Here is a 17880-nt window from a genome sequence, read left to right on the forward strand (position 1 = left end):
GGCGGCCGGCCGGGTCACACCCGTTCGGCGCCCTCGGGGAGGAGTTCGGCCGTGTCGGGGGCTTGCCCCAGGCGTTCCAGGAACCGGGCGGCCGCTGGCGACGGCGTCCGCCCCTGAGGCGTCACGACACCGATCTCCCGGCTCCACACCGGTCCCTCCACGGGCCTGTGCGCGATGTCGGCGAACCCCATCAGTACGCGTACCAGCGACGGCAGTGCGGTCACCCCCAAGCCCGCCGCAACCAGGCCCCCGACGGTCGACACGTTCCCCGCCTCGATCGCGGTGGCGGGCGCGCCGCCCGCCTCCTCGAAGGCGCGGTCGGTCAGTCGCCGCACGCTGGAGTCCGCGCCCAGGGCGATGAAGGTCTCCTCCCTCAGGTGCGCCCACGTCACGCGCTCTTGAGCGGCCAGCGCGTGCCCGGGCGGGAGCGCGGCGAAGAACGTGTCGCGCACCAGGGGGCGTGCGGTGAGCCCGACGGGCCGCGGGTCCAGCGCCGTCACCGCCAGGTCGGCCGTCCCCGTTGCGACCCGCTCCAGGGCCGTCCGGGCCATCCCGTCCAGCACCCGCACCGCGATGCCCGGGTGCCGTTCGCGGAAGTCGGCGATGACCGGAGGCAGCAGGACCGCCGCGACCGACGGCAGCGTGGCGACGGTGACCGTGCCCTCGTCTCCGCGCAGCACCCGGTCCAGGCGGTTCATCTCGGCGCGGTGGGTGCCCAGCACCCGCTCCGCGGCGGCCAGCAGCGCGTCGCCCTCCGCGGTGCGCCGCAGCGACCGGGTGGTGCGCTGGAACAGCCGCACCCGCATCAACCGCTCGACCTCCTGCACCGTCCGGCTCAGCGATGACTGGGAGACCCGCAGCTCCCGTGCGGCCGCCGTGTATCCACCGCACCGCGCCACCGCCTCGAACGCCGCGAGCTGCCGCAATGTCAGATCCATGGTCTGACAGCATAAGTCCATCCGGTTCTGATGTTGGACACGCAACGACCGGCCCCCTCACCATGATCGGAAGTGATCGCCGTCACGCACCCCGGCGGCGCACGTCTCCCCGCCGAGGAGGCCCTGGCATGCTCACGGCACTGGCGTTCGCGACGATCGCCGTCCTGCTCGTCCTTCTGCTGTCGAACCGCGTCAGCGCGGTCGTGGCGCTCATCTCCGTGCCCCTGGCCGCGGCGGCGCTCGCCGGTTTCGGGCCCGAGGAGATCACCGGGTTCGTCTCCGCCGGGGTCGGCGGGGTCGTCGGAACGGTGGCGATGTTCGTCTTCGCCATCCTGTTCTTCGGAGTGATGCGCGACGCCGGGCTGTTCGACCCCGTCGTGGAGCGCGTCCTGCGCTTCGCCGGGCGCGACCCGGTCACCATCTCCGTCGCCACGGTCGTGCTGGCCATGGTCTGCCACCTCGACGGCGCCGGGGCGACGACCTTCCTGATCACGGTCCCCGCGATGCTGCCGCTCTACGAGGCGCTGGGCATGCGGCGCCTGCTGCTCGCGGCGCTGGCCGGGCTCGGCGCGGGGGTGATGAACCTCGTCCCGTGGGGCGGGCCGACGGCCCGCGCCGCGACCACGGTGGGCACCGGGGCCAACGAGCTCTGGACGCCCCTGATCCCCGCGCAGGCCGTCGGCGTCGTCGCCGCGATCGCCGTCGCCTACCTCCTGGGGCGCCGCGAGCGCAGGCGCCTGGCCGCCTCCACGGCGCCAACAGAGTCCACGGCGTCCGGGGAGTCCACGGAGTCCGCGACGGCGGCCGCCGCCGACGACACGCCGCGGCAGGCGCCCGCCGCACACACCGCCTCCGAGCACGCCCGGCCCCGCCTGTTCTGGGTGAACGCCGCCCTCACGCTCGCCGTCGTGGGCGTGCTGATCTGGGGTGTGCTCTCGCCCGAGCTCGTCTTCATGATCGGCCTCGTGGCGGCGCTGGTGGTCAACTACCCGGGCATGCGCGCCCAGACCGAGCGCATCAACGCCCACGCCCAGGGCGCGGTGCTCATGGCCTCCACGCTCCTGGCGGCCGGGGTCTTCCTCGGCGTGATGGAGGAGAGCGGCATGATCGAGGCCATGGCCTCCTCGATGACCGGGGCGGTCCCGCAGGCCGCGGGCCCGGCGCTGCCGGTCGTCGTCGGCGCCCTCGGCGTCCCGATGAGCCTGCTGTTCGGCCCCGACGCCTACTACTTCGCCGTGCTGCCGGTCCTCGACGCCGTGGGGGCGGGCTTCGGCGCGGAGGCGGACGCGCTGGCGCGCGCGTCCCTGGTCGGGCAGGAGACGGTCGGTTTCCCGATCAGCCCGCTCACCGGCTCCTTCTTCCTCCTGACCGGCCTGGCGAAGGTGCCCATCGGCGCGCACATCCGCTTCCTGCTTCCTTGGGCGTGGCTGGTCAGCCTGATTATGCTCGCCGCCGCCGTGCTGACGGGCGCCGTGCCCGTCTGGACGGGCTGAGCGAACCACACGATGGGGGGACGACGATGAGCCGGATCCGGATCGGATGCGGCGCCGGGTTCGCCGGGGACCGCATCGCTCCGGCGGTCGACCTGGTCCGCGACGGGCGCCTGGACTTCCTCGCACTGGAGTGCCTGGGGGAGCGCACGGTCGCGCTCGCCCTGGCGCGCCGCCTGCGCGACCCTTCCGCCGGGGCCGACCCGCTGCTGGCCAAGCGCATCCGCGCGCTGGCGGGACCGCTCGCCGCGACGGGCACACGCCTGGTCACCAACGCCGGGGCGGCCGACCCTGAGGCCGCGGCGCACCTCGCCGCCCGGGTGTCGGCGGAGGCGGGCGCGCCCATGGACGTCGCGGCGGTCGTGGGGGACGACGTCCTGGACCGGATCGACCTGGAACAGCCCGCTTGGGAGGACGGAAAGCCGCTCGGTGAACACGGGGAGATCGTCTCCGCCAACGCCTACATCGGAGCCGACGCGCTGCTCCCCGCATTGGAGACGGAAGCGCGCGCGGTGGTGTGCGGCAGGGCGGCCGACCCCTCGCTCTTCCTGGCGCCGATGATGTCCGCCTTCGGGTGGGGCGCCGACGACTGGGACACCCTCGCGCGCGGGACCACGGTCGGACACCTCCTTGAGTGCGCGGGGCAGCTCACCGGCGGGTACTTCGCCGACCCGCCTTACAAGACGGTCCCCGGCCTGGCCCGGCTGGGCTATCCGCTCGGGGAGGTCGCACCCGACGGGAGTGCGGTGGTGACCAAGCTCCCCGGGGCCGGAGGCGTGGTGGACACCCGCACCGTGGCCGAGCAGCTGGCCTATGAGGTCACCGATCCTTCGGCCTACCTCACCCCGGATGTGGCGGCCGACTTCACCGGGGTCCGTGCCGAGCGGGTCGGCCCCGACCGTGTGGAGGTGCGGGGCGCCGTGGGGAGGCCCCGGCCCGACGCCCTCAAGGTGAGCGGGGGCTATAGGGCGGGGTTCCGCGGCGAAGGCGAGATCGGCTACGCGGGCCGTGGCGCGGTGCGGCGGGCCCGCCTGGCCGGTGAAGTCGTCCGGGAGCGCCTCGGCGGGGCGGTGCGGGACCTGAGCATCGAGGTGGTCGGGGTGGACGCGATGCACGGCCCGCAGGCGCAGGAGGGCGCCGAACCCTACGAATGCCGCCTGCGGGTCGCCGGGCGCTCCCACGACCGTGAGGCGGCGGAGGCGGTCGCCGAGGAGGTCGACGCGCTCTACACCTCCGGGCCCGCGGGCGGCGGCGGGGTGCGGGTCCGCGTGGACGAGGTGGTGGGCGTGCTGTCCGCCGGAATCCCCCGTGACGCCGTGGAGACCGCGGTGGTGCGTGTGGCGGCGCGCGCGGCGGAGCGCCCGACGGATGCGGAGGAGGGCTGATGGTCCGGCTGTACGAGGTCGCCCATTCGCGCGCGGGCGACAAGGGCAACGTGACGACGCTGTCGCTGATCCCGTACGACCCGGGGCTCTACCCGGTGCTGTGCGAGGTGGTGACCCCCGAGGAGGTCGGTCGGCACCTGGGGGAGCGCGTTGTGGGCGAGGTGGTGCGGCACCGCATGGACGGGGTGGGCGCGCTGCTGTTCGTATGCCCGCGCGCGCCGGGGGACACGGTCACCGAGTCCTTGCGCCTCGACGCCCACGGCAAGTCCATGAGTTCGGCACTGCTGGAAATGGAGATCCCGCTGGAGCCGTGACGTTCGCACCGCCAATCTCCAGCAGGCCGCCGTGCACCAGCAGGACGAGCGGCGCTGGACGCCCGAGGCCGGGCGTTCAGCGCTTCACGAGCCCGTTCCGCAGGCCGAGGTCGGCCGGGAATGGTGCCAGGTACGTCTGCTCCCTGGCCCAGGCGACCCCCTCGGCGGCGCAGTGGTGGCGCACCAGCGCCACCGGCAGGGTCAACGGCACGAGCCCCTGGCGGTAGGACATGATCGCCTCGAGGATGTCGTGCCTGCGCGCGTCGTCCAGGTGGTCGCTCACCATCCCGAAGACATGCTGGAGGACGTTGACGTGCCGTCCGGGCGTGGCCCTGTGCGTCAGAGCCGTCTGGAAGCCCTCCCGGTACTCCCGGGCCAGTTCGGTGCGCTCACGGGCGCCCGCCTGCGCGACCGTCTTGCCGAGCGACCGGTAGGCGTCAGGGGAGTGCGCCATGATCTGGAGCTTGTGACGGGCGTGGAACTCCACGAGGTCCTTGGGGCGCCAGTCGCCGGACAGCAGGGCCCTCAGGCGGGCATGGGCGAACACCCTCTCGGCGAAGTGGTCGCGCAGGTCCGCGTCTGACAGTCTCCCCTCCTCCTCGGTCGGCAGCCCGGGGACGAGCGAGGTCAGGCGCTCGGCGTAAGCCCCCCCGCCCCTTGCCGTCGACGCGCTTGCCGTCCTCGAAGACCGGCAGGCCGAACAGGCCGCAGCTGGGCGACTTGTTCTTCAGGACATATCCGTCGAGCCCTTCGAGCTGCTCCCTGCGCCGGTCGGCGATGCCGCGCAGCTCATCGGTGTGGTCGGTCCCGCTCTTGGACGCCACCACCCGGGGGCCCTCGGCGGACCGCTCCAAGCGCAGCGTCTCGCGCGGGACCCCCAGCCCGATCTCCTCCTCAGGGCAGACGGGGACCCAGTCCACGTGGTCCCCCAGCCGGTCGGTGAGGAACCGGTCCCGGCAGTGGCCGCCGTTGTAGCGCACGGGCTCGCCGAGGAGGCAGCTCGATACGCCGATCCTGGGGCGTTCCGCGGTCGTGTCCCGCTCCGCCTGCACGTGTTCTTCTGTGACCGAACGGTCGCTCATGGTTGTCACAATACGTCCAACGGCTGCGTACGGCGGCCGCTCGTTTTCCCCGGGGGGACAGTGCGCACGTCGGTCATGCTCTTCACACACGACCTGAGGGTCGAGGACAATCCCGCACTCACCGAGGCGGCCCGGAGCGACAGGGTTCTGTCGCTGTTCGTCGCCGACCCCTGGATTCTGGGGCGCAGCTCCCGCAACCGGATCGCCTTCCTGACCGAGGCGCTGGCCGAACTCGACCGTGAGTTGCGCGCGCTCGGCGGCGCACTCGTCCTGCGCCGGGGAGAGACGGTGGCCGAAGCGCTGCGGGCGGCGCACGAGGTGGGCGCCGATCGTGTCCACGTGGCCGAGGACGTCGGGGCTTTCGCGGGTCGGCGCGCGCGGCGCCTGAGGGGGCAGGCCGCCCACGCCGGTATCGAGGTGGTCGGGCACCCCGGGGTGACGGTGGTCCCTCCCGGTGCCGTCACGCCATCCGGGGGCGGGGACCACTACAGGGTGTTCACTCCGTACTGGAAGGCCTGGGAGGCGGCGGGCAGGCGCGAGGAGTCCCCAGCGCCTCCGTCCCTGAGGCCACCCGACGGGGTGGGGGCCGATCGTACGCCGTACCCCGACCCGAACCGGGAGGGGCTCGGCGTCCTGTCACCGGAACGGCTGCACGGCGGGGGCGACTCGGCCGCGCGCATGTGTGCATGGCTGGACGAGGGGATCGGCCGGTACGACGGGTACAGGGACGACCTTGCCGCCGATGCCACATCGCGCCTGAGCACCGATCTGCGGTTCGGCCGTGTCTCCCCGCTCGTGCTGGAGCGCGCCGCATACCGGAGAGGAGAGGCGGGGGCCGCCTTTGTCCGCCAACTGGCCTGGAGGGACTTCCACCATCAGGTCCTCAACGCGTTCCCCGCCCTGCCACGCGTCGACTACCGTCCGCGGAGCGCGGACTGGCGTGACGACGAAGAGGCGTTCACGGCGTGGGCCGAGGGGCGAACCGGTGTGCCCATCGTCGACGCGGGCATGCGGCAGCTCCTCCAGGAAGGCTTCATGCACAACAGGGCCCGTCTGATCACCGCGGGTTATCTGACCCGGATCCTGCGCGTGCACTGGAAACGGGGAGCGGACCACTTCCATGCCCTGCTGAGCGACGGGGATCTGGCCGACAACTACGGGAATTGGCAGTGGGTCGCCGGGACGGGCAACGACACACGGCCCAACCGCGGCTTCAATCCGGTGCGTCAGGCGTTGCGCTACGACCCGCAGGGCGAGTACGTGCGCCGCTATGTCCCCGAACTCGGACACGTGCCCGGCGGTGCCGTGCACGAGCCCTGGAAGCACCCCGGTGTCGCGTACCACCCGCCGCTTGAAGCGCCGGCCTGACCGGGCGCCGGAAGTACGTTCAGGGAACGACCGCGACCTCTTTGGAAAGGATCGAAAGCGCATCCGGGAGAGTGAAAGCCCACGCGTCCGACGCCTCCCCGCTCCCCGACCGCCAGCCGAGGCCCGCCGTCATGAGCAGAGTCGACTCCCGGGCTCCGGCGGCGGCTCTGCGGACCGTGCGGAGCGCCTCGGGATCGGCCGACTCCGGCCGGTGCGACCAGACCACCACGGCCTTGGGAGCGGTGCGCCGCACCGCCGCTGCGATCGCGGCCAGCGGCGTCGCGGCGCCGAGCATGCGCCAGACCACACCGTTCTCGCTGAGCGCCGCGGCCAGCGCTTCGAGGGGGAGGGTGTGCAGCTCCTCGGGCGTGCAGGCCAGGAGGACGTGACGCCGGTCGGGCACGCTCGGGCTCCGGTGCATACGGCGCAGTGACGAGGAGATGCTCCAGGAGAGCATGTGCTCGACCTCGACGAACCGCTGGGTCGCGGCCCAGGCCGACCCCATCCCGAACAGGACGGGGCGCGCGACCTCGTCCCAGGTGTCCACGACTCCGCGGGACCTGAAGCGGTCTTCCAGCACGTTCTCGACCGTGGCGGCGTCCATCCGGATGGCGGCGTGGGCCACCCCGTGCAGGGCCGCCGAGGCGCTCTTCGCCGTGGCCGTGCCCGAGGCCCGCTGCGCGGGCACGCCTGGGGCGGCGGAGGGGGCGCCGGACTCGGAGAGGGGCCCAGAGGCGACCCGGGCGGCGGCATCGGCCGGGGCCGCGCCCTCGGCGATGAGGCGGCACATGTCGGTGAGCCGACGCAGGTCTTCAGGGGTGTAGCGGCGGTGCCCTCCGGGGGAGCGGCCTGTGGCGCCGATCCCGTACCGGCGGTCCCAACTGCGGAGCGTGGGCGGTGCGACGCCAAGAAGGTGCGCGACGGCCGAAGGGGGGAGAAGCGGTTCCATGGCGGTCCCCGAGTCGATGCGGAATCGATGCGCGTTGCCCTGTAACCCTAGGCCGCACAAGAGTGGGGGGCATCCGGTTCGGGGGAGTCCGGGGCGGCACACCCGCTGCATTGTGGCGTTCCGGGCCGGAATGGCGCCGCGGCACCGCGAGAGTTGGAGGGGAGCGGTGCGGCGGCGGTCCGGGCCCCGCTCGCCTGGCGGCGGGCAGCGCCGGTGCGGTCGGCGCTGGGAGGCGCCCCGTCTCGACCGCACCGGCGCGGCCCGTTCGTACCGGCCCCGGTGACCGGGACCCCTGACGGTGTGGGGGAGGGCGCCCCGGGCGGGGCCTTTCAGGGCGATCGGCCGGGTCTGCCGCTCCTCAGCGCCGGCCGTCCGCGCTCACTCCTGGAGGCCGAAGAAGCGGAGCAGATGGCGGCCGGAGCAGATGGTGTCCGGGAAGTACTGGCCGCTCTGGCCGCACTCCTCCGGGCCGCTTCCGGGGCGGACCGGGGTGCCGTGCCCCATTCCGGGGACCCGGTTGACCTGGACGGCCACCGTGCCGTCGCCGGCGAGGTACTCCTCGCGCCGGGTCCCGTTCGGCTCCAAGGTGCTCGTGCGGTCCGGCGTCTGGCCGAGTCCGTGGACCGCGGTCCACTGGTCCCGCAGTTCATCGGCGTTGCGCTCGACGACCGTGTAGTCGGCGGTGCCGTGCCACACCGCCACGCGCGGCCACGGCCCCTCCCAGGAGGGGTGCCCGGAGGCGGCGAGGCGCGCCCACTCCTCAGGCGACTTGTCCTTGCCCGGGTTCATGCAGGTGAACGCGTCGATCATGCTGGTCGCGCACTTGTAGGGGAGCCCGGCCATCACCCCGCCCGCCTGGAACGCGTCCGGGTAGGCGGCGAGGAGCGCGGTGGTCATCGCGCCCCCTGCGGACAGTCCGGTGGCGTACACCCGGTCGGCGTCGGCGCCGAACTCGGCCGCCGCGTGGTCGGCCATGTTCCGGATGGACGCGACCTCCCCCCGGCCGCGGGCGATGTCGCCGCCCTGGAACCAGTTGAAGCACCGGTTGAAGTTGTTGGCGGTGCGCTGCTCGGCGAAGACCAGGAGGAGGCCCTCCTGGTCGGCGAGCTCGACCAGTCCGGAGTGGTCCGCGTACTCCTGAGCGGTCTGCGTGCACCCGTGCAGGGCGACGATGACGGGGGCGCCGTCGGGCAGGTCGGCGGGACGGTGGACGTACATGTCGAGGGCGCCGGGGTTGGCGAACCCCTCGACCTTCTCCAGGGGCGGGGCCGCCTGTGCGGGGGACCCGGCGAGCAGGGCCGCGCCGACGGCGGCCGCCGCGACGGCGGCGAAACGGCGTGCGGCCCGGGACACGGTTCGGTGGAATCGGCGGAAGGGGGATGTCATATCCTCTGTTCTCCTTTCGGATCGCACTCGGGGGGTTCTCACAGGCGGCACCGGTTCACCAGATCGCCTTGCCGGGGCCGTTCGACCGTGGTGCTGGGCGGGGGAGGCGTGCCGTCCTCGGCCCACTGCTCCATGGCGGTGAAGGCTTCGCGGTAGCAGGGCAGCATGGGGCGGAGCCGGTCGGGGAACCGGTCGTACAGCCCGTCCACGTGGTTGCCGTCCTCCACGCGGTAGTAGCGGGAGATGTCCGCGTTCCCTCGGGCGTCCACCATGTCCGCGTAGACGTCGGAGCCCGTGGAGATCGGCAGCAGGGCGTCGAGGGTGCCGTGCAGGGTGATCAGCGGCTTGCCGATGTCCCCGGTCAGCGAGATGCGGTCCACCGCGCGCCGCACCGGCGCCGGACGGTCCTCGTAGACGTAATCCGCGTCGTCGCCCTTGTAGGCCGGGTCGAACTCGGCGCGGTAGATCTCCTGGGTCAGCCCCCAGTAGACCTCGTGGTGGAACTCCCACAGGAACTCGGAGTCGGCGGGGAACCCCGCCTCCAGCAAGGCCTCGCGCGCTTCCGGGTCACCCGTCTCGGCGTAGGCGGGGTACTCGCGCACGGCGGTCGGCAGGAAAGTGAACAGGTTGGGCCCGTCGCCGCGCCACAGCACCCCGGACCAGTCGATGCCGCCGTCGTAGAGGTCGGGCCGGTTCTCCAGCTGCCAGCGCGTCAGGTACCCGCCGTTGGACAGGCCGGTGACGAAGGTCCGTTCCGGGGTTCGGCCGTAGTGGAGGCCCGCGGCCTCCTTGGCGGCGACGGTGAGCTGCGTGAGGCGCTTGTTCCATTCGGCGACGGCGGACCCGGGGCGGTTGCCGTCGCGGTGGAATTCGAGCCCGGTGTTGCCCTTGTCGGTGGCGGCGAAGGCGTACCCCTGGGCCACGACCCAGTCGGAGACGGCGGCGTCCAGCGCGTACTGCGTGCGGTTGCCGGGCGACCCGCCGACCACGAGCCCGCCGTTCCAGTCCTCGGGGAACCGGATGACGAACTGGGAGTCGTGGTCCCAGCCGTGGGTGGCGTTGGTGGACGACCGGTCGGGGAAGTGGCCGTCGAGCTGGACACCGGGCACACCGCTCGGGTTGTGGGTCCCCTCGGCCTGCAGCCCGGCCCAGGCGGCGGGGTCGGTGTGCCCGCTGTCGACGGTCCCTGCGGTGGTCAGGTCGTCCAGGCGGGAGGTCACCACCCGGTCCGCTCCCGGGACGGGGCCGTCGCCGCCGGGTGGGGAGGCGGCGTTCGCGGGGGCGGTTGCGGCGGCCGTGGAGGCGAGGAGGAGCGCGCCCGCCAGTGTGGCGGAGGTCACGTGCGTTCTCATGCCGTACGACGGTAAGCGCGCGTCGCCGCGGGCCCCATGGGCTCGGCACCCACTCTGAGAGGGGTGCCGGTCCCCGGCGGGGACATGGTGCGGGAAGGGCGGTTCTCGGTCGGCCCTCGGCCGGCGCCGCGGTCAGCCTTCGACGATCGCCCGCAGTGCGGCGACGTGGGCCTCGTAGGCGGCGCGCCCCTCCTTCGTCAGCGACAGCCAGACCCGCTGCCTGTGGTCGCGCGTGGCGCGGTTCTGGTGGACGTACCCCTCGCCGACCAGGGTGCTCACCTGCTTGCTCAGGACCGATGCGCTGATTTGGAGCTTGTCCTGCACGGTCGCGAACTCCACCTGGCCCCCCGAGCCCGCGGCGTGGAGCGCGGCGCAGATCTTGAGCCGGTTCGGGGCGTGGATGGTCGGGTTGAAGCCGTCGGCTGCGGCGGATGCGGGATCGGTCGTCACTGGGAATCGCTCTGCCTGTAGTAGGGGCTGGTGCGGCGGTGGTAAGGGCCGAATCCGGCGATGATGACGCCGAGCGCGGCCGACAGCCCGACCCAGAGCCAGTTCGAGTCGATGACGGTGCTCGCCGCGAGGGCGGCGGCCGTGAGCACCCCGCAGGGGACGAAGACCGGCCAGGTCTCCTTCCAGGTGAGCCAGCGCAGCACGCCCATCTGCTTGACGCCGAAGTGGGCGATGAGCGCGACGGCGGCGAGAAAGGCGGCGATCCCGGCGAACGTGGCCCCGATGCCGAGCGGGGTGTCGGGGAGGACGGTGATCAGGCCGTAGGGGGCGACGACGGCTCCGAGGACCGGGAAGTACCAGGCGGGCACCTTGACACCGGCGACGTCGGTGGTGAGCTTCTCGGTCTCCTGCAGTGCCGCCGCGGCCTCCTCGGGGGAGGGCCGGCCGCTCGGGGGATTCTGTGTTTCCATACCGGAAAGTGAAGCATTGACTTTCCATGTCGTCAAGTGAGGGAGTGGGGTCACAGCCCCTCAGCGAGAAGGGACCGGGCAGCCGGGGGAGCGGAATGACCTGAGGACGCGGTCCGCCCCCGGCCGCATGCCCTCGTCGCTCGCGCTTCGACCCCCGCGGGTGTGTCCCGCGCCACCGGGCGGCATATTCTGACCCCTGGACCACCCCGCCGACCCGGCGGACCACAACCGCGTTGACTTCGAAGGGGCCGGCCTCGTAGCGACCGGCCCTCGCGCGGTCGACGCCAGGCGGACACCTCGAACGAGGAGGCTCGGCATGCGCAAGGCCCTGGTGCTCGGCGGCGGAGGCATCACCGGGATCGCCTGGGAGATCGGCATGCTCTCCTGGCTCCAGGAGGCCGGGCTGGACCTGACCGGCGCCGACCTGGTCGTCGGCACCTCCGCAGGGTCCGTCGTCGGCGCGCAGGCCACCTCCGGCATGCCGCTCGCCAAGCTCTACGAACGCCAGCTCGCGCCCCCGGACGGGGAGGTGAGCGCCCACCTGTCCCGCGCGGGCCTGCTCGGCTTCGTCTCGGCGTACCTGATCGAGCGCGACCCCGACCGGGCGCGGGCCCGTATCGGCCGCGCCGCCCACCGCAGCGCGCTCCGCCGCCCGAACGCCTCCGTCGCCGAGCGCCGCGCCGTCATCGCGGGCCGCCTCGTCTCCCACGACTGGCCCGACGCCGACCTGCGCGTCGCCGCCGTCGACGTCCGCACCGGCCGCCGCAAGGTGTTCGACCGGGACAGCGGCGTGCCCATCGTCGACGCGGTCGCCGCGAGCTGCGCCGTGCCCGGCGTGTGGCCCCCGGTACCGGCCGGCGGGTCCGTCTACATGGACGGCGGCGTGTACTCCACGGCCAACATCGACGTTGCGGCCGGGTACGACCGGGTGGTCGTCCTCGCCCCTATCGCGCACGGGATCGGACCGCTGCCCGGCCCCGCCGCCCAGCTCTCCGACCTGCCCGGCGACCCGAAGACCGTGCTGGTCACGCCGGACAAGGAGGCCGTGGCGGCGTTCGGCGGCAACGTGCTGGACCCGAGGTTCCGCGCACCCGCCGCGCGCGCGGGCCGGACCCAGGCACCGGACGTCCTGCGCGTGGTCGGCGAGGTGTGGGGCGGCTGAAGGCCCACACCGCTCCGGGGCCGCCGCCCCGGCCCGCCGCGAGGGGAACCGTCGGTGGGCTCCTCTAGGCTCTGAGCCATGGGTATGGAGAGCTCCGCCGAGTCCCCGCAGCCGGTGCGCGTCGTCATGCAGGCCGTCGGCGGGTGGATCGGGCGCCTCGGCCGCATCTGGGTCGAGGGGCAGATCGCCGAGCTCAACCGCCGCGGCGGCACCGCCTTCATCACCCTGCGCGACCCGGTGGCGAACGTGTCGGCGCGCGTGGTGTGCCCCATACGGGTGCTGCAGGCCACCACCCCGGTGCCCGAGCCGGGCGCGCGGGTGGTCATCCACGCCAAGCCCGACTTCTACGTGGCGCGCGGAACGTTCTCCCTGCTGGCGCTGGAGATCCGGCATGTGGGCCTGGGCGAGCTGCTCGCCCGGCTGGAACAGCTCCGCAAGACCCTGGCCGCCGAGGGCGTCTTCGACGAGGCGCGCAAGCGCGCGCTGCCGTTCCTGCCGGGGACGGTGGGGCTGATCTGCGGGCGCGACTCGGCGGCCGAGCGCGACGTGCTGGAGAACGGCCGCCGCCGCTGGCCGGCCGTCCGGTTCGAGGTGCGCGAGGTGGCGGTGCAGGGGGACCGTGCGGTGGGCGAGGTGACCGAGGCGCTGAAGGAGCTGGACGGGCACCCTGGCGTCGACGTCGTCATCATCGCGCGCGGCGGCGGGAGCCTGGAGGACCTGCTTCCGTTCTCCGACGAGGCGATGGTCCGGGCGGTCGCGGCGGCGGGAACGCCCGTCGTGAGCGCGATCGGGCACGAGCAGGACACGCCGCTGCTGGACTTCGTAGCGGACGTGCGGGCGTCGACCCCGACGGATGCGGCGAAGAAGACCATCCCGGACGTGGGGGAGCAGCTGGAGCTCATCCGGGGGCTGCGCCACCGCGCGCGCCGGGTGATCGAAGGTGGTGTCGCGCGGGAGATGGCGTGGCTGGAGGGCATGCGGTCCCGGCCGGTGCTGGCCAACCCCGTGCAGGAGATGGACCGGCTGACCGAGCAGGTGATGGGCCTGCGGGACCGCGCGCGCAGGTGCGTGACGGTGTCGCTGGACCGGGCGGGCGACGACCTGAGGCACACGAGGGCGCGGTTGCACGCGCTGTCACCCGCGACGACGCTGGCGCGCGGCTATGCGATCGTGCAGGGGCCGGACGGGGGAGTGGTCCGGTCGGCTGATGAGGTGTCCAAGGGTGATGAGCTGCGGCTGCGGTTCGCGGAGGACAGTTTGAAGGCCACCGCGGGCGACAAGATGGACGGCCGGGACGACGCGGACGACGCCGACGGTTCGGACAGCGCGGACGGCACGGACAGCGCAGACGAGACCGGGGACGAGTGAGGGGACATGGCGAAGAAGAGCAGCACGGCTGAAGCCGCCGAGACGGAGAACCCGGAGCAGGCGGGCGCGGCCGAAGAGCCGGAACTCAGCTACGAGGAGGCCCGCGAGGAGCTGGACTCCGTGGTGCGTCGGCTGGAGTCGGGCGGCCTGACCCTGAAGGAGTCGCTGGCTTTGTGGGAGCGCGGCGAGCAGCTTGCGAAGACGTGCGAGCAGTGGCTTGAGGGGGCACGGGCGAAGCTGGCGGTGGCCATGGAGGAGAACGCCCCCGAGGGCAACGGGAACGGCGGCGGCGAGGCGGAGACGCCGTTCTAGACTGCGCCTGAGGACAACTCAAAAGCGGTGAGGGGCGGGGGCGGTCAGAAGCGTTCCGCATTCGATCGCAAATCAGTAACGCCGCACATCGTCCCAGGTGAGAAAGAGTGCGCCCCGCAGACGCGGGGATGGACCGTGGAGGGGCGGGGGCGGGGCTGCTGCCCGTAGGTGCGCCCCGCAGACGCGGGGATGGACCGCGGTCGGCGGCGCCGCACGCGCGGGCCTACGAGTGCGCCCCGCAGACGCGGGGATGGACCCACGAAAGGGCCCGCCCCGTCTGGGGCGGACCCGTGCGCCCCGCAGACGCGGGGATGGACCTGAAGACGCGGGCGTGCCTCTGGTCCGCCCGGGGTGCGCCCCGCAGACGCGGGGATGGACCGACGACGGTCAGGCCTTCCTCGTGGAGGCGGAGGTGCGCCCCGCAGACGCGGGGACGGCCCCATCCGGTTGTCGCGGGTGTACCAGTCGAGCTCGTGCGTCCCGCAGACGCGGGGATGGACCGCGGCCTTGCTTCGTCTCGATGCTGATGAGGCGGTGCGCCCCGCAAGCGCGGGGATGGACCGGCGCGGGCCAGGGCGTGCAGGGTGGCCGTGGTGTGCGCCCCGCAGACGCGGGGATGGACTGCCCAGGACTTTAACGATCAACGTGAGCACGGCGCTGCGCCCTGCCTCGCCGCAGGTGGGTCTCTCCCCGCGCAGGGGGTGAACGCCCCCGCCCTCTCCGGCCGCCCGGCCCGCTACCTCACTTCTGCCAGGCGTACACCGCCGACACCGGTGTGCTCCGGAACTTCGCCCACTTCGGCTTCAGTTCCACCCACCGGTCGTCCACGACGCCCTCGTGCATCTCCCTCAGCTGCCAGCCCGCGGCCACCGCCGCTCGCACGTGGTCGCTCACCAGGTGCAGGTGTGTCGCGATCGTGAACGACCGCCCCCGGGTGTCCGTGTAGTGGGTCGGCATCCCGGTCGTGATCATGAACTGCGGGTGGAACGTCACCATCACCAGCCACGCACCCGGCCGCGCCAGCCGTGCCGCCTCCGCGTACAGCGGTCCCACATCCGGCAGGTGCTCATCGATCAGCGACGAGATGACCAGGTCATAAGCCCCGCCCTCAAGCCCGCTGTCGGTCGCGTCGCCCACGCGGAGGCTCTCGTGGGCCCCCTTCTCCTCCGCGATGGCCAGCATCTCCGGGGTCAGGTCCACCCCGTCGAGGCCCCGCGCCCCCTTCCCGCGCAGCCAGGCGCCGGTCCTGCCCGTCCCGCACCCCAGGTCGGCCGCGCGCCGCACCGACGCCCACTCCGGGCCGCTCAGGCGCTCCAGCAGGTCGATGTCCATCAGGTCCTCGACCGTGCCCTCGTACGTCTTCGCCCAGGCGCCGTAGCCGGTGGCCACGTCGACGGTCGGGTACCTGCGGGTGTCGAAATCGGAGAACGGGATCATGCCGGGCAGTCTGCCAGCGCCCCGCCGAAGGCCGACACCGGTTTTCCGTGATCGCCCTGGTGACGTGATGCCTCAGGCGCGCGGGCGGCGCCCGTTGAGCTCGTCGCTGAAGGCCCGCACGTTGGAGGGGAGCCCACGGAACACCGAGATGATCAGCACCAGCGCGGTGCCGAGGAACAGCCACGGCGCGATGTCGGCGAGCCGCGTGCCCATGCCGAGCGCCAGCGCGCGCACGAAACCGGTGCTGCCCAGCGTCAGCACGCACTCGGCCGCCACCGCCGCCGTGAAGTAGGCCAGCGGCGGGCTCACCGTCAGCCCCAGCAGGTCCGACGGCCGTACCAGCAGTGCCGCCACGACGCAGGCCACCACGAACGCCGCCCCGTTGAGGAATCCCCACCCGGTGGCGTCGGCGGTGAGGGCGGCCGACAGGCTCGCGGCCATGATCACCAGGACGCCGCCGCGCCCGGTCAGCCGTATCCCGGCGGGCCCAGCGGCCCCGGCGGCGCCCCCGCCGCCCGCCTGGGGCTTCTGCGCCTGCCTTGGCGCCTTCTGGGGCGCCTTCCGCGCCGCTTCCTGGCGTCCGGTGCGCCGGGGCGCCTCCCGGGGCCGTTTGCGTGGCCCTTGGGTGCGCGACGGTGCCCTCGCCTTCCCGCCCTTGGGCGTGGACGCCGTTCCGGAGGCCGACCGTTCGGCGGCCGGGTCGGTGCTTCCGCGCCGGCGGGGCGACGGGGGCACGAAGAAGGGGGCCCGAGGGTCCTCAGGCGACTCCGTGTTCCGCGTGGCCATGCCCGCACGCTCCCTTGTATGACTCACAGTGTTCAGTGTGTCACTCGTGGTGAATAATCGTGCTCTTTCCCGGGGGTCGTGTCGGCCGCGTCTTCCGGATCCGGTGCCGCGAAGGCGCCGCCGTACAGTTCGGTGTGGGCCGTGTCCGCACCGTTTTCCGTCTCCTCCTGCCCGTTTCCGGGCAGCGCAACCTCCGGTTCCGGGTGCGGCGGATCGCCCGGCCCGGGGCCGGCCCCGGTGCTCGGCTCGGCGCTCGGACCGACGCTCGACCCCGCCGCCGCCCCGGCGCTCGACCCGGCCGCCGGATCCCCCGCGAGTCCGGCCGTCAGCTCGGCCGACGCCAGCGGCCGCGCCTGCTCCTCGACCCCGCGCGGCGCCTCCAGCTCCTCCTCGACCAGCCCCAGCCGCTCGAACCGCCGCGCCGTCACCAGCACCCGGCTCTCCAGCGACCCCACCGTCTGGTTGTACGAGGCCACCGCCTTGGACAGCGCGCGCCCCAACCCGTCCACGTGCCCGCCCAGCGTCGCCAGGCGGGAGTGCAGCTGCTTGCCGAGCTCGAACACCTCGCGCGCGTTCTCGCTCAACGCCTCCTGCTGCCACGCGTACTGCGCCGTCCGCAGCAGCGACACCAGCGTCGTCGGCGTCGCGATGTGCACCCTGCGCCCCATCGCGTACTCCAGCAGCCCCGCATCCTCCCCCAGGGCGGGCGCCAGGAACGCCTCCCCGGGGATGAACAGCACCACGAACTCAGGGGCCGGGTCGAACGCCCTCCAGTACGCCTTCCCGGAGAGCTGGTCGACGTGCGCCCTCAGGTGCCGGGCGTGGGCGCGCAGCCGCTCGGCCCGCACGTCCTCATCGTCGGTCTCGGCCGCCTCCAGGTACGCGGCCAGGGACACCTTCGAGTCCACGACGATGTTCTTTCCCCCGGCCAGGCGCACCACCATGTCCGGCCGCTGCACCCCGTCGTCGGTGCGCACGCTCGCCTGCTCCTCGAAGTCGCAGTGGGAGCTCATCCCGGCCATCTCGGCGACTCGCCGGAGCTGCATCTCCCCCCAGCGCCCGCGCGCTTCGGGGCGGCGCAGGGCGGTCACCAGCGCGCGCGTCTGGTCGCGCAGCCGGTCCGACCCCTCCCTGACGTACTCGACCTGCTTGGCCAGCTCGGCGTGGGCCGCCCTGCGCCCGGCGTCGGCCTCGCGCAACTGCCCCTCGACCTTGGAGAGCGCCTGCTGCAACGGCTCGACCAGCCGCTCCACGGCCTGGCGCCGCTGCTCCATGTCCTGGCCCGCCTCGGCGCCCACCGCCCTGAGGCGCCCCTCCGCCAGCTCCAGGAAGCGCTGGTTGGTGTCGTCGAGCGCCTGCGCGGAGAGCGCGCGGAACTTGTCGGCGAGCTGCTCCTCGATGTAGGCGGCGCGCTCCTCTGCGGCGCGCGCGCGGGCGTGGGACTCGGCGGTGCGGCTGCGTGCCAGCATCCACCCCAAGGCCGCCCCGATGGCCAGTCCCACCAGAAGCACCAGGATCATCTCAAGGCCGTTCATGGCGGCCTATGTTCTCAATCCTCGGCGTCCGGGGCCTTTCCGCCACGCGCGGGATGCGTCAGGACATCGGCCGGGATGAACCCCGCACCCCGGACC

At 73.2% G+C, this 17880-nt stretch carries 16 protein-coding genes, 1 pseudogene and 1 CRISPR repeat array; of the genes and pseudogenes, 7 read left to right on the forward strand and 10 right to left on the reverse strand.

The window, feature by feature from the left end:
* Positions 1 to 14 precede the first annotated feature (14 nt).
* Positions 15 to 938 carry a LysR family transcriptional regulator gene (locus O4U47_RS01505; RefSeq protein WP_270675374.1) on the reverse strand — a complete coding sequence of 308 codons (924 nt, stop codon included), beginning with the start codon at positions 936 to 938 and terminating at the stop codon, positions 15 to 17.
* Positions 939 to 1066: 128 nt separating this feature from the next.
* Between O4U47_RS01505 and O4U47_RS01510 the strand changes: the two genes are divergently transcribed.
* The 3 genes from O4U47_RS01510 to O4U47_RS01520 are packed head-to-tail and all read left to right on the forward strand — an operon-like array spanning position 1067 to position 4127.
* Complete coding sequence (locus tag O4U47_RS01510) at positions 1067 to 2431, forward strand: CitMHS family transporter (RefSeq protein ID WP_270675376.1); 1365 nt, start codon at positions 1067 to 1069, stop codon at positions 2429 to 2431.
* Positions 2432 to 2457: 26 nt separating this feature from the next.
* Positions 2458 to 3813, forward strand: a complete 1356-nt coding sequence (locus O4U47_RS01515) for an acyclic terpene utilization AtuA family protein (RefSeq protein ID WP_270675378.1) — start codon at positions 2458 to 2460, stop codon at positions 3811 to 3813.
* Entirely contained in the window at positions 3813 to 4127 is a 315-nt protein-coding gene (locus tag O4U47_RS01520) for an AtuA-related protein (protein WP_270675380.1), read from the forward strand. Before O4U47_RS01515 ends, O4U47_RS01520 begins: the two co-directional genes overlap by 1 nt.
* 76 nt (positions 4128 to 4203) lie before the next feature.
* On the opposite strand, the pseudogene O4U47_RS01525 reads toward O4U47_RS01520, so the two are convergent.
* Positions 4204 to 5209: pseudogene (locus tag O4U47_RS01525) on the reverse strand (YbgA family protein).
* Between the two features lie 75 nt (positions 5210 to 5284).
* On the opposite strand from O4U47_RS01525, the gene O4U47_RS01530 reads away from it, so the two are divergent.
* Positions 5285 to 6577, forward strand: a complete 1293-nt coding sequence (locus O4U47_RS01530; protein WP_270675382.1) for a cryptochrome/photolyase family protein — start codon at positions 5285 to 5287, stop codon at positions 6575 to 6577.
* A gap of 19 nt (positions 6578 to 6596) precedes the next feature.
* Here the strand turns inward: O4U47_RS01530 and O4U47_RS01535 are convergent, their stop codons facing one another.
* From O4U47_RS01535 to O4U47_RS01555, 5 genes are all read right to left on the reverse strand, one after another.
* Entirely contained in the window at positions 6597 to 7526 is a 930-nt protein-coding gene (locus tag O4U47_RS01535; protein WP_270675384.1) for a MerR family transcriptional regulator, read from the reverse strand.
* A 378-nt stretch (positions 7527 to 7904) separates the two neighbouring features.
* Positions 7905 to 8912 carry an extracellular catalytic domain type 1 short-chain-length polyhydroxyalkanoate depolymerase gene (locus O4U47_RS01540; RefSeq protein WP_270675386.1) on the reverse strand — a complete coding sequence of 336 codons (1008 nt, stop codon included), beginning with the start codon at positions 8910 to 8912 and terminating at the stop codon, positions 7905 to 7907.
* A gap of 38 nt (positions 8913 to 8950) precedes the next feature.
* Positions 8951 to 10264 carry an alpha/beta hydrolase family protein gene (locus O4U47_RS01545; RefSeq protein WP_270675388.1) on the reverse strand — a complete coding sequence of 438 codons (1314 nt, stop codon included), beginning with the start codon at positions 10262 to 10264 and terminating at the stop codon, positions 8951 to 8953.
* 132 nt (positions 10265 to 10396) lie between these two features.
* Positions 10397 to 10714: a transcriptional regulator gene (locus tag O4U47_RS01550; protein WP_270675390.1), complete on the reverse strand. Its 318-nt coding sequence runs from the start codon at positions 10712 to 10714 to the stop codon at positions 10397 to 10399.
* A complete protein-coding gene (locus tag O4U47_RS01555) occupies positions 10711 to 11184 on the reverse strand; it encodes a hypothetical protein (RefSeq protein WP_270675391.1) in 474 nt (157 codons plus the stop codon). The genes O4U47_RS01550 and O4U47_RS01555 overlap by 4 nt, the downstream gene beginning before the upstream one ends.
* A gap of 316 nt (positions 11185 to 11500) precedes the next feature.
* Between O4U47_RS01555 and O4U47_RS01560 the strand changes: the two genes are divergently transcribed.
* The 3 genes from O4U47_RS01560 to O4U47_RS01570 all read left to right on the forward strand — a co-directional run bounded on the left by O4U47_RS01560 (position 11501) and on the right by O4U47_RS01570 (position 14026).
* Positions 11501 to 12346 (forward strand): patatin-like phospholipase family protein, encoded by an 846-nt coding sequence (locus O4U47_RS01560; RefSeq protein ID WP_270675393.1) that lies wholly within the window; start codon positions 11501 to 11503, stop codon positions 12344 to 12346.
* Positions 12347 to 12424: 78 nt separating this feature from the next.
* Positions 12425 to 13714: an exodeoxyribonuclease VII large subunit gene (xseA, locus tag O4U47_RS01565; RefSeq protein ID WP_270675395.1), complete on the forward strand. Its 1290-nt coding sequence runs from the start codon at positions 12425 to 12427 to the stop codon at positions 13712 to 13714.
* A 6-nt stretch (positions 13715 to 13720) separates the two neighbouring features.
* Positions 13721 to 14026 (forward strand): exodeoxyribonuclease VII small subunit, encoded by a 306-nt coding sequence (locus tag O4U47_RS01570; protein ID WP_270675397.1) that lies wholly within the window; start codon positions 13721 to 13723, stop codon positions 14024 to 14026.
* Positions 14027 to 14133: 107 nt separating this feature from the next.
* Positions 14134 to 14649: direct repeats of the CRISPR family, unit length 28 nt; unit sequence GTGCGCCCCGCAGACGCGGGGATGGACC.
* Between the two features lie 118 nt (positions 14650 to 14767).
* Here the strand turns inward: O4U47_RS01570 and O4U47_RS01575 are convergent.
* From O4U47_RS01575 to O4U47_RS01585, 3 genes are all read right to left on the reverse strand, one after another.
* Positions 14768 to 15463, reverse strand: coding sequence for a class I SAM-dependent DNA methyltransferase (locus O4U47_RS01575; protein WP_270675399.1), 696 nt, complete (start codon positions 15461 to 15463; stop codon positions 14768 to 14770).
* Between the two features lie 72 nt (positions 15464 to 15535).
* Positions 15536 to 15904: a DUF6542 domain-containing protein gene (locus O4U47_RS01580; RefSeq protein ID WP_270675401.1), complete on the reverse strand. Its 369-nt coding sequence runs from the start codon at positions 15902 to 15904 to the stop codon at positions 15536 to 15538.
* Positions 15905 to 16281: 377 nt separating this feature from the next.
* Positions 16282 to 17784 carry a DNA recombination protein RmuC gene (locus O4U47_RS01585; protein WP_270675403.1) on the reverse strand — a complete coding sequence of 501 codons (1503 nt, stop codon included), beginning with the start codon at positions 17782 to 17784 and terminating at the stop codon, positions 16282 to 16284.
* Positions 17785 to 17880: the final 96 nt, after the last annotated feature.

Source organism: Nocardiopsis suaedae, from assembly GCF_027706745.1.
Lineage (GTDB): Bacteria > Actinomycetota > Actinomycetes > Streptosporangiales > Streptosporangiaceae > Nocardiopsis_A > Nocardiopsis_A suaedae.

Bases quoted from the DNA above. Each gene is read 5' to 3' on its own strand.
- O4U47_RS01505 (WP_270675374.1), bottom strand. From the start codon at position 938: ATGGATCTGACATTGCGGCAGCTCGCGGCGTTCGAGGCGGTGGCGCGG.
- O4U47_RS01510 (WP_270675376.1), top strand. From the start codon at position 1,067: ATGCTCACGGCACTGGCGTTCGCGACGATCGCCGTCCTGCTCGTCCTT.
- O4U47_RS01515 (WP_270675378.1), top strand. From the start codon at position 2,458: ATGAGCCGGATCCGGATCGGATGCGGCGCCGGGTTCGCCGGGGACCGC.
- O4U47_RS01520 (WP_270675380.1), top strand. From the start codon at position 3,813: ATGGTCCGGCTGTACGAGGTCGCCCATTCGCGCGCGGGCGACAAGGGC.
- O4U47_RS01530 (WP_270675382.1), top strand. From the start codon at position 5,285: ATGCTCTTCACACACGACCTGAGGGTCGAGGACAATCCCGCACTCACC.
- O4U47_RS01535 (WP_270675384.1), bottom strand. From the start codon at position 7,526: ATGGAACCGCTTCTCCCCCCTTCGGCCGTCGCGCACCTTCTTGGCGTC.
- O4U47_RS01540 (WP_270675386.1), bottom strand. From the start codon at position 8,912: ATGACATCCCCCTTCCGCCGATTCCACCGAACCGTGTCCCGGGCCGCA.
- O4U47_RS01545 (WP_270675388.1), bottom strand. From the start codon at position 10,264: ATGAGAACGCACGTGACCTCCGCCACACTGGCGGGCGCGCTCCTCCTC.
- O4U47_RS01555 (WP_270675391.1), bottom strand. From the start codon at position 11,184: ATGGAAACACAGAATCCCCCGAGCGGCCGGCCCTCCCCCGAGGAGGCC.
- O4U47_RS01560 (WP_270675393.1), top strand. From the start codon at position 11,501: ATGCGCAAGGCCCTGGTGCTCGGCGGCGGAGGCATCACCGGGATCGCC.
- xseA (WP_270675395.1), top strand. From the start codon at position 12,425: ATGGGTATGGAGAGCTCCGCCGAGTCCCCGCAGCCGGTGCGCGTCGTC.
- O4U47_RS01570 (WP_270675397.1), top strand. From the start codon at position 13,721: ATGGCGAAGAAGAGCAGCACGGCTGAAGCCGCCGAGACGGAGAACCCG.
- O4U47_RS01575 (WP_270675399.1), bottom strand. From the start codon at position 15,463: ATGATCCCGTTCTCCGATTTCGACACCCGCAGGTACCCGACCGTCGAC.
- O4U47_RS01580 (WP_270675401.1), bottom strand. From the start codon at position 15,904: ATGGCCGCGAGCCTGTCGGCCGCCCTCACCGCCGACGCCACCGGGTGG.
- O4U47_RS01585 (WP_270675403.1), bottom strand. From the start codon at position 17,784: ATGAACGGCCTTGAGATGATCCTGGTGCTTCTGGTGGGACTGGCCATC.